General features: G+C 62.2%; 17 protein-coding genes. 6 read left to right on the top strand and 11 right to left on the bottom strand.

The annotated features are described in order from the left end of the window. Positions 1 to 15: 15 nt before the first annotated feature. From rplI to NCS28_RS06500, 5 genes are all read right to left on the bottom strand, one after another. On the bottom strand, positions 16 to 471 hold the full coding sequence (gene rplI, locus NCS28_RS06520; protein ID WP_250513008.1) for a 50S ribosomal protein L9: 456 nt from the start codon (positions 469 to 471) through the stop codon (positions 16 to 18). 28 nt (positions 472 to 499) lie between these two features. Then, positions 500 to 775 carry a 30S ribosomal protein S18 gene (gene rpsR, locus NCS28_RS06515; RefSeq protein WP_060857153.1) on the bottom strand — a complete coding sequence of 92 codons (276 nt, stop codon included), beginning with the start codon at positions 773 to 775 and terminating at the stop codon, positions 500 to 502. A 2-nt stretch (positions 776 to 777) separates the two neighbouring features. Beyond that, positions 778 to 1,077 carry a primosomal replication protein N gene (gene priB / locus NCS28_RS06510; protein WP_250513007.1) on the bottom strand — a complete coding sequence of 100 codons (300 nt, stop codon included), beginning with the start codon at positions 1,075 to 1,077 and terminating at the stop codon, positions 778 to 780. Positions 1,078 to 1,122: 45 nt separating this feature from the next. Then, a complete protein-coding gene (gene rpsF / locus NCS28_RS06505; protein ID WP_061117413.1) occupies positions 1,123 to 1,494 on the bottom strand; it encodes a 30S ribosomal protein S6 in 372 nt (123 codons plus the stop codon). 128 nt (positions 1,495 to 1,622) lie between these two features. Continuing rightward, positions 1,623 to 2,576, bottom strand: coding sequence for a LysR family transcriptional regulator (locus NCS28_RS06500; RefSeq protein ID WP_250513006.1), 954 nt, complete (start codon positions 2,574 to 2,576; stop codon positions 1,623 to 1,625). A 172-nt stretch (positions 2,577 to 2,748) separates the two neighbouring features. On the opposite strand from NCS28_RS06500, the gene gcl reads away from it, so the two are divergent. The 4 genes from gcl (at position 2,749) to lysM (ending at position 7,123) form a co-directional block, all read left to right on the top strand. Then, the gene (gene gcl, locus NCS28_RS06495) at positions 2,749 to 4,524 is read left to right on the top strand and encodes a glyoxylate carboligase (RefSeq protein WP_250513005.1); all 1,776 of its coding nucleotides are present in this window, start codon (positions 2,749 to 2,751) and stop codon (positions 4,522 to 4,524) included. A gap of 73 nt (positions 4,525 to 4,597) precedes the next feature. Next, entirely contained in the window at positions 4,598 to 5,398 is an 801-nt protein-coding gene (gene hyi / locus NCS28_RS06490) for a hydroxypyruvate isomerase (RefSeq protein WP_250513004.1), read from the top strand. A 27-nt stretch (positions 5,399 to 5,425) separates the two neighbouring features. Then, entirely contained in the window at positions 5,426 to 6,334 is a 909-nt protein-coding gene (locus NCS28_RS06485) for a 2-hydroxy-3-oxopropionate reductase (protein ID WP_250513003.1), read from the top strand. A 300-nt stretch (positions 6,335 to 6,634) separates the two neighbouring features. Next, entirely contained in the window at positions 6,635 to 7,123 is a 489-nt protein-coding gene (gene lysM, locus NCS28_RS06480) for a peptidoglycan-binding protein LysM (protein ID WP_250513002.1), read from the top strand. A 102-nt stretch (positions 7,124 to 7,225) separates the two neighbouring features. Here the strand turns inward: lysM and NCS28_RS06475 are convergent, their stop codons facing one another. The 6 genes from NCS28_RS06475 to NCS28_RS06450 all read right to left on the bottom strand — a co-directional run bounded on the left by NCS28_RS06475 (position 7,226) and on the right by NCS28_RS06450 (position 13,216). Beyond that, positions 7,226 to 8,218 carry an asparaginase gene (locus NCS28_RS06475; RefSeq protein WP_250513001.1) on the bottom strand — a complete coding sequence of 331 codons (993 nt, stop codon included), beginning with the start codon at positions 8,216 to 8,218 and terminating at the stop codon, positions 7,226 to 7,228. A gap of 31 nt (positions 8,219 to 8,249) precedes the next feature. After that, the gene (locus NCS28_RS06470; protein WP_250513000.1) at positions 8,250 to 9,176 is read right to left on the bottom strand and encodes a CysB family HTH-type transcriptional regulator; all 927 of its coding nucleotides are present in this window, start codon (positions 9,174 to 9,176) and stop codon (positions 8,250 to 8,252) included. Between the two features lie 27 nt (positions 9,177 to 9,203). Beyond that, on the bottom strand, positions 9,204 to 10,259 hold the full coding sequence (locus NCS28_RS06465; protein WP_250512999.1) for a sulfate/molybdate ABC transporter ATP-binding protein: 1,056 nt from the start codon (positions 10,257 to 10,259) through the stop codon (positions 9,204 to 9,206). A gap of 16 nt (positions 10,260 to 10,275) precedes the next feature. Then, complete coding sequence (gene cysW / locus NCS28_RS06460) at positions 10,276 to 11,184, bottom strand: sulfate ABC transporter permease subunit CysW (RefSeq protein ID WP_250512998.1); 909 nt, start codon at positions 11,182 to 11,184, stop codon at positions 10,276 to 10,278. Next, positions 11,181 to 12,086, bottom strand: coding sequence for a sulfate ABC transporter permease subunit CysT (gene cysT / locus NCS28_RS06455; RefSeq protein WP_250512997.1), 906 nt, complete (start codon positions 12,084 to 12,086; stop codon positions 11,181 to 11,183). The genes cysW and cysT overlap by 4 nt, the downstream gene beginning before the upstream one ends. A 95-nt stretch (positions 12,087 to 12,181) precedes the next feature. Next, on the bottom strand, positions 12,182 to 13,216 hold the full coding sequence (locus NCS28_RS06450) for a sulfate ABC transporter substrate-binding protein (RefSeq protein WP_250512996.1): 1,035 nt from the start codon (positions 13,214 to 13,216) through the stop codon (positions 12,182 to 12,184). Positions 13,217 to 13,474: 258 nt separating this feature from the next. On the opposite strand from NCS28_RS06450, the gene lexA reads away from it, so the two are divergent. Both lexA and NCS28_RS06440 read left to right on the top strand, forming a co-directional pair. After that, complete coding sequence (gene lexA, locus NCS28_RS06445; RefSeq protein ID WP_250512995.1) at positions 13,475 to 14,152, top strand: transcriptional repressor LexA; 678 nt, start codon at positions 13,475 to 13,477, stop codon at positions 14,150 to 14,152. A gap of 205 nt (positions 14,153 to 14,357) precedes the next feature. After that, complete coding sequence (locus tag NCS28_RS06440; RefSeq protein ID WP_250512994.1) at positions 14,358 to 14,684, top strand: hypothetical protein; 327 nt, start codon at positions 14,358 to 14,360, stop codon at positions 14,682 to 14,684. Positions 14,685 to 14,775: the final 91 nt, after the last annotated feature.

Genomic DNA, 14,775 nt, shown 5'->3' with positions numbered 1-14,775 from the left:
AGTCTCGCGAAAAACTTACGCGTGCTCGCCGAGCACCGACACGGTGACGTCGACCAGCACGTCCGTGTGCAGCGCCACTTGAACCGAATGGTCGCCGACCATCTTGAGCGGGCCTTGCGGCAGACGCACTTGCGCCTTTTCCACTTCCGCGAAGCCTTGCGACTTCAGTGCTTCGGCGATGTCCGCGTTCGTGACCGAACCGAACAGGCGGCCGTCGACGCCAGCCTTTTGCGAGATCTGAACCGTAAAGCCGTTCAGCTTTTCGCCTTGCTTTTGCGCGGTAGCCAGCTTTTCAGCGGCGACCTTTTCGAGCTCGGCGCGGCGAACTTCGAATTCGGCGATTGCGTCCTTCGTTGCGCGGCGTGCCTTCTTGCCGGGGATCAGGAAGTTACGTGCGTAGCCGTCCTTGACCTTGACGATATCGCCGAGGTTGCCCAGGTTGACGACCTTTTCCAAAAGAATGATTTGCATTTTTGGCTTTCCTTAGTGCGTCGTCTGATTAGGCCTTGTGCAGGTCGGTGTACGGCAGGAGCGCGAGGAAACGCGCGCGCTTGATCGCCGTGTCGAGCTGGCGCTGGTAGTGCGCCTTCGTGCCGGTCAGACGAGCCGGTGTGATCTTGCCGTTTTCGCCGACGAAGTCCTTCAGCGTTTCCGTGTCCTTGTAGTCGATGTACTCGACACCGGCTGCCGTGAAACGGCAGAACTTCTTGCGCTTGAAGAGCGGGTTTTGTTGCTGACGACGCTTGTCGAATTTCTTACCAGTCGGGCGGGGCATGATTAGTCCTTTCCAATGTCCTGCAATTCTGTGATGTGAAACACCAGGGTTCGCGCGTTACGGCTCTTTTTGGCCAGAAATCCGGTGAAGCGTGCTTCGACGCCCATCGGACAGCTTTCCAGCCTGCCGCTCGCTTCTCCGGTCGCGACCGCCTGCAGTGTAAGTTCGATCTTTCGGGCGATGCCCGCTTCGACGACTTCTGCCGCGTGTTGCAACGTGCAGCTTGCGATCGGGATGCCAGCGGGCGTGTACCGCACCGGTTCGCGTTCCACGACGCTTGCTGTCAGTTGCAGCCGGTTCACGAGATAGCTTCTGTTCCCTGGTGGCTTGACAGTTCGAAACTGTCCTTAAGCCTGCGCTTCGGACGGCTGGCTGGCCGCCTTCTTGGCTTCTTCGCGCTGCACTTCCTTCATCATCGGCGACGGGCCGGTTTCGGCCTTCTTCATCTTGACGATGAGGTGACGCAGAACGGCGTCGTTGAACTTGAACGCGTGTTCCAGTTCTTCGAGCGTAGCCTGGTCGCATTCGATGTTCATGCAGACGTAGTGAGCCTTCGCGAGTTTCTCGATCATGTAGGCCAGTTGGCGACGGCCCCAGTCCTCGATGCGGTGGATCTGGCCACCGTGCGACGTGATCGTGCTCTTGTAACGCTCGATCATCGCGGGCACTTGCTCGCTCTGATCGGGATGCACGATGAAGACGATTTCGTAATGACGCATGTTCACTCCTTGTAGCTACTTGTGGATTAGAGCCACCCGGGCGTCGGACCGGTGTGGCAAGTGAGAAGCCCGAAACTATAGCGCGAATTAATCGGTCGAGCAAGTCAAATCGTCGGCTTTTCAAGCAGTTAGCTGCCGTGCTTCCGTTCTGGATGCGATTCGCCGGGCAACGTCGGTGAACGGCTCCAGTAACCGGGCTGTGCATAGATTTCTTTAAGATAATCAATGAAATAGCGCACGCGCGCCGGTACGTAGCGCTGTTGCGGGTAGACCGCGAGGATGTCGTAATCGGGCAATTCGAATTCATCGAGGACGGTTTCGAGCTCGCCCGATTCCAGTTGCCGCTGGATTTCCCACGTCGAGCGCCAGCCGAGCCCCAGTCCCTCGGACGCCCAGCGGTGCAGCAACTCGCCGTCGTTGCAATCGAGATTGCCGGTGACGCGCACCGTCACGACCTTGCCGTTGCGCCGGAAGTACCAGCCGCGATTCTGTCCGCCCTGCAGATTGAACGCGAGGCAATTGTGATTCGGCAGGTCTTCGAGCGCTTTCGGCCGGCCGTGCTTTTTGAAATAGGCGGGCGTGCCGCACACGACGCGCCGGTTGCTCGCGAGCTTCACTGCGACGAAATTCGGATCGACCGCCCCGCCGATGCGAATCGACAGGTCATAGCCCTCTCGCACCAGATCGACGACGCGGTCGGTCAGATTGAACGACATCTGCAATTCGGGCTTGTCGGCGACGAACGCGGGCGCGTGCGGCGCGACGTGCATGCGCCCGAACGCCGCCGGCGCCGACACGATCAGATGCCCGCCCACCGCGCGCCGTCCCGCCGTGAGTTCGTTCTCCGCCTGATCCCATTCCAGCAGCAGATTCTTGCAACGGTCGAGAAACGCCGCGCCCTCTTCGCTCACGACGAGCCGCCGCGTCGAGCGATACATCAGCTTCACGCCGAGGCGCTTTTCGAGCGCGTCGATACGCCGTCCGAGGATCACCGGCGACACGCCCTCTTCCAGCGCCGCCGCGGCCAGGCTGCCGGCTTCGGCCACGCGCACGAAGGTTTCTATCTGCTTGAAGCGGTCCATCTCTCGTCTCCAGCCGCCGGACTCGCGCGGAATCGGCATTCGATACTTTTTGTTTGGGAAAAAGCGACTCCGGCTGATCTTATCAAACCTTTTTCACAGACTTAAAGTGCAACGGAACCCTGCTTGTATGCAGACAGCGATTTCGGATAGAGACCCCAGGAAGGAGACAACCATGCCCAAGATGAGAGCCGTCGACGCAGCCGTCCTCGTGCTGGAGAAAGAAGGAATCGATACCGCGTTCGGTGTGCCCGGCGCCGCGATCAACCCGTTCTACTCGGCGATGAAGAAGTCGGGCGGCATCAGCCACGTGCTCGCGCGGCACGTCGAAGGCGCATCGCACATGGCCGAAGGTTATACGCGTGCGGCGCCCGGCAACATCGGCGTTTGCATCGGCACGTCGGGTCCAGCGGGCACGGACATGATCACCGGGCTCTACTCGGCCCAGGCGGATTCGATCCCCATTCTCGCGATCACCGGCCAGGCGCCGCGCGCGCGTCTGTACAAGGAAGACTTCCAGGCCGTCGATATCGAATCGATCGCCAAGCCGGTCACGAAGTGGGCCGTCACCGTGCGCGAGCCGGCGCTCGTGCCGCGCGTGTTCCAGCAGGCATTCCATCTGATGCGCTCGGGCCGTCCGGGGCCGGTGCTCGTCGACTTGCCGATCGACGTGCAGCTCGCGGAGATCGAATTCGACATCGACACGTACGAACCGCTGCCGGTCTATAAGCCGAAGGCAACGCGCGCCCAGGTCGAAAAAGCGCTGTCGATGCTCAACGACGCCGACAAGCCCTTGATCGTGTCGGGCGGCGGCGTGTTGAATGCGGCGGCGGAAGACCTGCTCGTGCAGTTCACGGAAACGCTCGGCGTGCCCGTCATTCCGACGCTCATGTCCTGGGGCGCGATCCCCGACGATCACCCGCTGATGGCAGGCATGGTCGGCCTGCAGACGTCGCATCGCTACGGCAACGCGACGATGCTCGCCTCGGACTTCGTGCTCGGCATCGGCAACCGCTGGGCGAATCGCCATACCGGCAGCGTCGAGGTTTACACCAAGGGCCGTAAGTTCGTGCACGTGGATATCGAGCCGACGCAGATCGGCCGCGTGTTCGGTCCGGACCTCGGCATCGTGTCGGATGCGAAGGCCGCGCTCGAACTGTTCGTCGAAGTGGCGAAGGAATGGAAGGCCGCCGGCAAGCTGAAGGATCGCCGCGCGTGGGTCGCCGATTGCCAGCAGCGCAAGCGCACGATGCTGCGCAAGACGCACTTCGACAACGTGCCGATGAAGCCGCAGCGCGTCTACGAAGAGATGAACCTCGCGTTCGACCGCGACACCTGCTTCGTGACGACGATCGGTCTCTCGCAGATCGCGGGCGCGCAGTTCCTTCACGTGTTCAAGGCGCGCAACTGGATCAACTGCGGCCAGGCCGGCCCGCTCGGCTGGACGATTCCCGCCGCGCTCGGCGTGCGTGCCGCAGATCCGCAACGCAAGATCGTCGCGCTCTCGGGCGACTATGACTTCCAGTTCATGATCGAAGAACTGGCGGTCGGCGCGCAATTCAAGCTGCCGTACGTGCACGTGGTCGTGAACAACTCGTATCTCGGCCTGATCCGTCAGGCGCAGCGCGGCTTCGACATGGACTATTGCGTGCAGCTTGCGTTCGACAACATCAACGCGCCTGAACTCGAAGGCTATGGCGTGGACCACGTCGCGGTCGCCGAAGGCCTCGGCTGCAAGGCGCTGCGCGTACACAAGCCGGAGGACATCGGACCGGCGCTCAAACAGGCGCAGGCGCTGGCCGCCGAACATCAGGTGCCGGTCGTGGTCGAGATGATTCTGGAACGCGTGACCAACATCGCGATGGGCACCGAAATCGACGCGATCAACGAGTTCGAGGAACTCGCCGAAAGCAAGGTCGATGCACCGACCGCGATTACGCCGCTCGACTGAGTATCGGCGCCGCGCGTGTCGAAGAACCTGGACGCGCGGCGCACTTCCACTGACCGACCATCAGGACAGAACAATGCCGAAATTTGCCGCGAACCTGACCATGCTGTTCAACGAAGTTCCGTTCCTCGACCGCTTCGCCGCGGCCGCGAACGCGGGCTTCAAGGCGGTCGAGTTCCTGTTCCCTTACGCGTTCTCGATCAGCGATATCCAGAAGCGCCTGAAGGACAATGACCTGCAGATCGTGCTGCACAACCTGCCCGCGGGCAACTGGGAAGCGGGCGAGCGCGGTATAGCATGCCTGCCGGATCGCGTCGCGGAGTTCCGCGAAGGCGTGCCGCGCGCGATCGAATATGCGAAGGCGCTGAACGTGCCGCAACTGAACTGCCTCGTCGGCATTCCGACGGCGGGCGTATCGGCGGAACAGGGGCGCGCGACGATCATCGAGAACCTGCGCTTCGCCGCTGAAGCCTTGAAGAAAGAAGGCATCAAACTGCTCGTCGAGCCGTGCAATTCATACGACATTCCGGGCTTTGCGCTCAATCGCTCGAAAGAAGGATTGGACGTGATCCGCGCCGTCGGATCGGACAATCTGTTCCTGCAGTACGACATCTATCACATGCAGCGCATGGAAGGCGAACTCGCCGCGACGATCAGGAAGAACCTGCCGCAGATCGCGCATATCCAGCTCGCAGACAACCCCGGCCGCAATGAGCCGGGCACGGGCGAAATCAACTACGCGTATCTGTTCGGTCTGCTCGACGAGATCGGCTATCAAGGCTGGATCGGCTGCGAGTACAAGCCGCTCAATGGCACCGAAGCCGGTCTCGGCTGGCTTCAATCGATCGGCGGCGTGAAGCAAGGCGCAACCGCTTAAACCAGACACACAGGAGGAGCTTGAAGTATGGCAACGATCGGTTTCATCGGCCTCGGCATCATGGGCGCGCACATGGCGCGCAATCTCATCAAGGGCGGCCACAAGCTCGTCGTGAACGGCAAGTATCCGGTGCCGGACGATATCCGCGCGCAGACGCAGATCGTCGCGGATTCCACCGCGGTCGCGCAGGAAAGCGAGATCGTCATCACGATGGTCCCCGACACGCCCGATGTCGCCAATGTGCTGTTCGCCGATGACGGCGTCGCGAAGGGTCTCACGAAGGGCAAGCTCGTGATCGACATGAGCTCGATCGCCCCGCTCGACACGCAGGAGTTCGCGAAGAAGATCAACGCGCTCGGCTGCGACTATCTCGACGCGCCGGTTTCCGGCGGCGAAGTCGGCGCACGTGAAGCGACGCTCACGATCATGGTGGGCGGCCCCGAGAAGTCGTTCGAGATCGCGAAGCCCTTGTTCGAACTGATGGGCAAGAACATTTCGCTCATCGGCGACAACGGCGCGGGGCAGACCTGCAAGGTCGCGAACCAGATCATCGTTGCGCTGAACATCGAAGCGGTCGCGGAAGCGCTGTTGTTCGCGGCACGTTCGGGCGCCGATCCTGAGCGCGTGCGCAAAGCGCTGATGGGCGGTTTCGCATCGTCGCGCATCCTCGAAGTGCACGGCGAGCGCATGACCAAGCGCACGTTCAATCCGGGCTTCCGTATCGAGCTGCATCAGAAGGATTTGAACCTCGCGCTCGACGGCGCGCGCAAGATGGGCCTCGCCCTGCCCCACACGGCGAGCGCGCAGCAATTGTTCAGCGTGTGCGCCGCGAACGGCGGAAAGGCGTGGGATCACTCGGCGCTCGTGCGTGCGCTCGAAATCATGTCGAACTACCAGGTGGCCGAAGAACCGCAGCAGACCAAAGCTGCCGCGTGATTCGTCGCCTGAACCGTGGGGCGTCCCGCGTATGGGCACGCGGGACAAATGTCGCTCTGGGCTGAGGGCGGCAAGTGGGGTCCGAGAGCGGCACCCGGCGGTGCGCCGGGTAAGCCTTGGTCGGTCAGACGGTTTGTCGTCGGGTGTCCGCGTCGGATTGTTGCAGTTTGTGTCTTATCGCTGAAGCATGAGCTTTGTATAAATCCTTTTGTTGAAACTCAGAACTATCTGGTGGTCACCGCGACTAATCTGCCTAGACTTCGCGGGCCTTAACACCACCGTTAATCAAGGAGTTGCACAATGGGAATTCTCAGCTTTATCAAGGAAGCGGGCGAAAAGCTCTTCGGCTCGGTTTCGTCGAATGCGGAAGCGGCTCCGGCTGCCGCGCCTGTCGATGTCGCGGCGCTGAATCAGAAAGCGGGCGAAGCCATCGCGACGTACATCCGTTCGCAAGGCCTCGATGCCGACAATCTGGATGTGAAGTACGACGGCGCGTCGCATACGGTGACCGTGTCGGGCCAGGCGCCGGATCAGGCCACAAAGGAAAAGATCCTCGTCGCGGCGGGTAATGTGCAGCATGTCGATAAGGTCGACGATCAGTTGACCGTGCCTAATAGCGAACCTGAGTCGCAGTTTTACACGGTCGTGTCGGGTGACAATCTTTGGAAGATTGCTGAGAAGTATTATGGCAATGGCTCGAAGAATGATGTGATCTTCGAAGCGAACAAGCCGATGTTGAAGAGTCCGGACAAGATTTATCCGGGGCAGGTGTTGCGGATTCCTGCGTAATTTTTTTGTTTTTGCGTTGATTCGAACGCGGACTTCGGTTCGCGTTTTTTTGTTTGCTTGAGCTTCTGTGGATGGCCACAGAAACCAAGCAACCACTCAAGCCTAGTAAGTATCAAAAACGCGCTGCAGGTCATCGACTCCCGATGCCAAAGCCAGCATCAACAACACCCGGGCCTTATAAGGGTTAAGCGTCCCCGCGCTAACGCTTCCGAGTGCATCGTCATTCGCAGCCCCGTTGCGCATAACATGACCGGACCCTACCCGCGACGCCCGCACCATCGCAACCCCCTGCTTCACCGCATCGACGAGCGCCTGCGTGAAGGCCGCATGCATCGAGCCATTGCCCGTGCCCGCGACGACGATCCCACGCACACCCGCCGCGACGAGCGCATCGACCGTCACACGCGATACACCCGCGTAACTGGCAACGATCTCGACCATCGGCCATTCATCGGTCACAGAGAATTCGCTCGACACCGTATGCGGCCGCACGACCGTCCGCTGGAATTCGACGCGCCCGTCCTGCACGAAGCCCAGCACGCCAATTTCGGGCGATCGAAACGCATCGACGGCGTAGGTGCTCGTCTTGGTGACATCACGGGCGCTGTGGATCTGGTTATTGAACGCGACGAGCACGCCCTTGCCCGCCGCGTCCTTCGACGCCGCGACCGTTACCGCGTTCAGCAAATTGAGCGGACCATCGGCGGAAAGCGCGGTCGATGGACGCATCGCCGCCGTCAGCACGACAGGCTTCGCGTGCTTCACCGTGAGATGCAGCAGGTACGCGGTTTCTTCGAGCGTATCGGTGCCATGCGTGACGACGACGCCATCGATATCGTCCTGCGCGAGCAGTTCATTGATGCGCGATGCGAGCGCAGTCCAGAGCGCTACGCTCATGTCCTTGCTGTCGATGCTCGCGATCTGCTCGGCGTGAATGCGCGCGACCGAACCGAGCGCCGGCACAGCATCGAGCAGTTTGTCGACGCCCACAACGCCCGCCTTGTAGCCCGCCGTCTTCGATGCATCGCCGGCGGACCCGGCAATGGTGCCGCCCGTCGCCAGCACGGCGATGCGAGGGAGAGAGGATGTATTCATGCCGGCGATTGTAAATCAGCCGGCATGCGGATCACGCCGTTTCGCGAAGCTGGGCCGCGATCTGCGCTTCTTCGAGCTGCGGAGCGAACATCTCGATCAGTCGATACGCATACGCCCGAAGAAACGCGCCCTTTCTCAGTCCGACGCGCGTCGTGCTGGCCTCGAACAGATGCTGCGTGTCGAGCGCGACGAGTTCGGTGTCGCGCTTCGCGTCGTAGGCCATCGCCGCGACGATGCCGATGCCCATGCCGAGCTCGACGTACGTCTTGATGACGTCGGCATCGATCGCGGTCAGCACGATATCGGGAATCGCGCCCGCGCTCGCGAACGCCTGGTCGACGTGCGAACGGCCGGTGAAGTCCTGATCGTAGGTGACGATCGGATATTCGGCGATCTGCTCGAGCGTGATGTTCTCCCGGCCGACGAGTGGATGATCCTTCGGCACGACGACCGTGTGATGCCACGAATAGCACGGAAACGTGACGATGTCCGGATAACGGTCGAGCGCTTCGGTCGAAATGCCGATATCCGCCTCGCCGTTGATGATCATCTGCGCAATCTGCTGCGGGCTGCCCTGGCGCAGCGCGAGATGCACCTTCGGGAAGATTTCGGTGAACTGGCGGATGACCTTCGGCAGCGCGTAACGCGCCTGCGTGTGGGTCGTCGCGACGACCAGATGGCCGTTGTCCTGATCCGCGAACTGGCGCGCGACGCGCCGCAGGTTCTCGGCGTCGAGCAGCATGCGCTCGATCAGCTGATGCACCTCCTTGCCCGGCTCGGTGAGACCCGTGAGACGTTTGCCGCGGCGAATGAAGATATCGACGCCGAGCTCGTCCTCCAGATCCTTGATCTGCTTCGACACGCCCGACTGCGACGTGTAGAGCACGTTGGCGACCTCCGTCAGATTCATGTTCTGACGCACGGCCTCGCGCACGAAGCGCAATTGCTGAAAATTCATATCCGCCTCTCTGTTTTTATGATGGTGTCATTGCGCGGGGAAGACGCGCAGCGCACGCGGCACGGCCGTCACGCCATCGCCGATATCGAGCTCGAGCGCGCGCCATGACTCGCGATCCAGCTCCGCCTCGATCACGCCGCCCGTGCCTTCCAGCTCGACACGCACCGAGCCGCCCAGCGTCACGACGCGCCGCACGTCGACCACGATGCCGTCGCGATGCGCGCCATCGGCGGGATAGAGCGCGAGATCGTGCGGACGCACATAGGCAAGCGCGCGGCCGCTGAAATGCGCCTGTGCGGCGATCGGGCTCGCGGCGCCATCGGCGACGAAGCCGTTGGCATCGACATTGCCCTGCAGCCGGTTCGCCGCGCCGAGAAACTCATACACGAAGGACGTCTGCGGATGATCGTACACGTCCTGCGGGCTGCCCACCTGCTCCACTCGCCCATGATTCATCACGACGATGCGGTCCGCCACTTCGAGCGCCTCTTCCTGGTCGTGCGTGACGAAGAGCGTCGAGATATGCAGGTCGTCGTGCAGGCGGCGCAACCAGCTGCGCAGTTCCTTGCGCACTTTGGCGTCGAGCGCACCGAACGGCTCGTCGAGCAACAGCACTTTCGGTTCGACGGCAAGCGCGCGTGCAAGCGCGATGCGCTGTCGCTGCCCGCCCGACAGCTCGGAAGGAAAACGTTCGGCAAGCCAGTCGAGTTGCACGAGCTTCAGCAGTTCATGCACTTTCTCGCGGATCGTGGCTTCGCTCGGACGCTCGCGGCGGGGCTTCACGCGCAGGCCGAACGCGACGTTCTCGAACACCGTCATGTGCCTGAAGAGCGCGTAATGCTGGAACACGAAGCCGACTTCCCGCTCACGCGCGCCGACTGCCGCGACGTCCTCGCCATGCAGCACGACTTGCCCCGCATCGGCGAATTCGAGGCCGGCGATGACGCGCAGGAGCGTGGTCTTGCCGCAGCCCGAAGGCCCGAGCAGCGCGACGAGTTCGCCCGCCGGAAAATCGAGCGTGACGTTGTCGAGCGCGGTGAAATCGCCGAAGCGTTTTTGCAGATTGCGAACGATGATGCTCATGATGTTGTCGGCCTCTTCAATGCTGTGCGGGTGTCCGTGCTTCGCTGACGGCTTGCGACATGCGCCGCTCCGCGAGGAGCTTGAGCGCGAGCGTCACGAGCGCAAGCAGCGCAAGCAGCGACGCCACCGCGAACGCGGCCGAGAAGTTGTATTCGTTGTAGAGAATTTCGACGTGCAGCGGCATCGTGTCGGTCTGACCGCGGATGTGGCCCGACACCACCGATACCGCGCCGAACTCGCCCATCGCGCGCGCGTTGCAAAGAATCACGCCGTAGAGCAGGCCCCACTTCACGTTGGGCAGCGTCACGCGCCTGAAGATCTGCCAGCCCGATGCGCCGAGGACGTGGGCCGCTTCCTCTTCGTCGTTGCCCTGCGCCTGCATCAGCGGAATCAGCTCGCGGGCGACGAACGGAAACGTCACGAAGATCGTCGCGAGCACGATCCCCGGCACCGCGAAGATGATCTGCACGTCATGCGCGGCGAGCCACGGGCCGAACCAGCCTTGCGCGCCGAAAATCAGTACGTAGATCAAGCCGGAAATTACCGGCGACACCGAGAACGGCAGATCGATGAGCGTGGTCAAGAGTGCCTTGCCGCGAAACTCGAACTTCGCGATCGCCCACGACGCCGCCAGTCCGAACACGACATTGAGCGGAACGGCGATCGCGGCGGTGATCAGCGTGAGCTTGATCGCGGACCACGCATCGGGATCTTTCAGCGACTCGAAGTAATAGTCGATGCCCTTCGCGAACGCCTGCACGAACACCGCGACGAGCGGCACGACGAGAAAGAGCGCGAGAAACACGAGCGCGATGCCCGTCAGCAGCCAGCGCACGGCGCGCGGCTCGGTGACGGGATTCAGGCTGTGCTTGCGCACGCGCGCGGCGGCGTGTACCGGCAGCGCCTTGCTATCGGGCGTGCTCATGCGTGCCCCCCGCCCTGATGTCCGACATGCAGCGAAGGGCCGGCCGCGACGGCGGGCGGCGCGCCCGTCCTGCTCGTGCGCCGTTGCAGGAACCATTGCAGCGTATTGATGAGCAACAGCATCAGGAACGACACGCACAGCATCACGACGGCAAGCGCCGTCGCGCCGGCATAGTCGTACTGTTCGAGCTTCGTGATGATGAGCAGCGACGTGATCTCCGACTTCATCGGCACATTGCCCGCGATGAAAATCACCGAGCCGTACTCGCCGAGCGCACGCGCGAACGCGAGCGCGAAGCCGGTCAGGAGCGCGGAAAAAACGGAAGGCAGCACGACGCGGCGAAACGTCAGCCAGCGCGTCGCGCCGAGGCATGCGGCGGCCTCTTCCTGCTCGCGCTCGAACTCTTCGAGCACCGGCTGCACCGTGCGCACGACGAACGGCAAGCCGATGAACGTCAGCGCGACAAGCACACCCAGGGGCGTGAACGCGACCTTGATGCCGAGCGGCGCGAGATATTGCCCGATCCAGCCGTTGCCTGCATAGACCGCGGCGAGCGAGATGCCCGCGACGGAAGTCGGCAGCGCGAACGGCAAATCGACGATCGCATCGACGATGCGCTTGAACGGAAACGTGTAGCGCACGAGCACCCAGGCGACGAGAAAGCCGAACACCGCGTTGATGAGCGCGCCGCCGAGCGCCGCGCTGAACGTGAGCCGATACGACGCGAGCACGCGCGGCGAGGTCACCGCGCGTACGAACTGCGCCCAGTCGAGCGTCGCGGTCTTCGCGAAGGTCGCGGCGAGCGGAATCAGCACCACGAGGCTCAGGTACGCCACCGTGATGCCGAGCGTCAAGCCGAACCCGGGAAGCGCGCTCGGCTTCTTGAATGTGAGGGTCGTCATCCTTGATTGATCCTTTTTTGCGCGCCGGGGTCGGGCGCGCGTCGCTGCTTCGGGCGCGCGGCGTCATGGGTGCGCCGCGTCGCCCGCATCTTCTGTTACTGCGGCTGATAGATCGAATCGAACACGCCGCCGTCGGCGAAATGCGTCTTCTGCGCCTTGGTCCAGCCGCCGAACGTGTCGTCGATGGTGTAGAGCTTCAGCTTCGGAAACTGCTTCGTGAGTTCGGCGGGCACCTTGTCCGAGCGCGGCCGATAGAAGTTGCGCGCGGCGATCTGTTGTCCTTCGTCGCTATACAGGTACTTGAGATACGCGTCGGCGAGCTTGCGCGTGCCGTGCTTCTCGACGACCTTGTCGACCACCGCGACCGGCGGCTCCGCAAGAATGCTCACCGACGGCACCACGATCTCGAACTTGTCCGTGCCGAATTCCTTCACCGAGAGGAACGCCTCGTTTTCCCACGCGATCAGCACGTCGCCCTGGCCGCGCTGCACGAAGCTCGTCGTGGCGCCGCGCGCGCCGGAATCGAGCACGCCGGCATTCTTGTAGAGTTTCGTCACGAAATCCTTGGCGGTCTGATCGTTGCCGCCCGGCTTGTGCTGCGCATACGCCCACGCCGCGAGATAGTTCCAGCGCGCGCCGCCCGAGGTCTTCGGATTCGGCGTGACGATCGACACGCCGGGTTTGGCCAGATCGTCCCAGTCCCTGATGTGCTTAGGATTGCCCTTGCGCACGAGAAACACGATCGTCGATGTGTACGGCGACGCGTTGTCCGGCAGGCGCTTCTGCCAGTCGGCGTTGACGAGTCCCTTGGAAGCCAGCGCATCGATGTCGTAGGCGAGCGCGAGCGTGACGACATCGGCCTGCAGACCGTCGAGCACCGCGCGCGCCTGTCCGCCCGAGCCGCCGTGCGACTGCTTGAAGGTCACCGTTTCGCCCGTATCGGCCTTCCATTTCTTCGCGAACGCCTGATTGAAGTCCTGATACAGCTCCCGGGTCGGATCGTAGGAGACGTTCAGAAACGACGTCTGCGCGTACGCCGACGCGGCCATCCCGACGCCCGCCGCCGTCAGCGCCGCCGCCGCGAGCAGGCGCCGCGCGCCTTTGCCCAATCCCAGTCTGATGCTTTGCATTCCCCGTTCTCCGTCTTATCGAATTGACGGAATCAGTCTATCGAGGCGCCTATATGATTGAAAATAATCGTTAGTCACTTTTTTATACGTAAAACTGCTAAGAACGATATTCCTGTATGGAAAAAGCGATAGTCGTCACGAAACGAGCGTGCGGTGCCGTGGCAGGGATGAAGTTAAAGTAACGCTTGAAAAGTGCGAAATACTGTATAAAAATACAGTCACCTGTCCATCCATACAGTGCACCAAGGGCCTCAGCCAGTGACAAAGACATCGAAGCTTACCGCGCGCCAGCAACAGGTGTTCGAACTGATCCAGCGCGCGATCGACCGCACGGGCTTTCCGCCGACGCGCGCCGAGATCGCGGCCGAGCTCGGCTTCAGCTCGGCGAATTCGGCCGAGGAGCATTTGCGGGCGCTGGCGCGCAAGGGCGTGATCGAACTGGCGGCGGGCTCGTCGCGCGGCATCCGGCTGCTCGGCGATGCCTCGCGCATCGATCGTTCGGAGGAGATGCCGCATCAATTCACGCTTCCGCATCAGAGCATCATGCAACTGTCGCTGCCGCTCGTCGGGCGCGTCGCAGCAGGTAGTCCGATCCTCGCGCAGGAGCACATCTCGCAAACTTACGCCTGCGATCCCGCGCTCTTTTCGAGCAAGCCGGACTATCTGCTGAAAGTGCGCGGCCTGTCTATGCGCGACGCCGGCATTCTCGACGGCGACCTGCTCGCCGTGCAGAAGCGCACTGAAGCGAAAGACGGACAGATCGTGGTGGCGCGTCTTGGCGACGATGTCACGGTCAAACGCTGGAAACGCCGTTCGGACGGCGTCGAGCTGATCGCCGAAAATCCGGACTACGAGAACATTTTCGTGCGCTCCGGGAGCAGCGATTTCGCGCTGGAAGGCATCGCGGTCGGGTTGATCCGGTCGGGCGAGTTCTGAGGTCTGCGCTCGACATGGGCGGGAAGCGAAAGTCGAAGGAAAATTGTCCGCAGACTTTTGCAACGGGACAACAAATGTCTCATTGACATCGCAAGATTGCCTCACCAACCGCTTTAACGCTCAGTCGAGGCGGTTCAACATAAACAAGCATGACGGCCGCCGTGCGCGGTGCGCCGCGGTGCGTCCTATCGTCTGGAGAGTCATCATGGAACGTTTTGCCCGTCTGCTGCCCTTCCGTCAATTCGGCCGCCTGCGCCATCTGCGCTCGTTGATCACGTGCGGCGTTCAGCGCGCCGAACCCACGCTCGATCTCTTCGACGAAATGCCCGCGCTGCCGTCGCGGCAACCGGCTTTCGCACGTGTGTCGCTGAGCAGCACGGTGCATGCGGAGCCGGAGCAGCGCGCGCCGGTGCGGGTCTATCGCGGGCAGTCGCGCGTGATTCTGGTCGGCAAGATCGACGAAGTGTCGCGCATGATCGACCGTTGCATCGCCGAGGAAAACGCGGGGCTTGCGGGCGGAATCCTCGCCTGAATCGAGGCGGACTCGCACGAACGTGAATTCGCGGGATTTATCGCGCGCCTGCGTGGTCAATCCGGGATTCACGTTTTGAAAGAGGCTTTGC

Origin of the sequence: Caballeronia sp. INDeC2 (assembly GCF_023631325.1) — a bacterium.
Classification (GTDB): Bacteria; Pseudomonadota; Gammaproteobacteria; order Burkholderiales; family Burkholderiaceae; genus Caballeronia.
The sequence above is the reverse complement of the archived record's forward strand: the minus strand, read 5'-3'. Positions and strand labels throughout refer to the sequence as shown.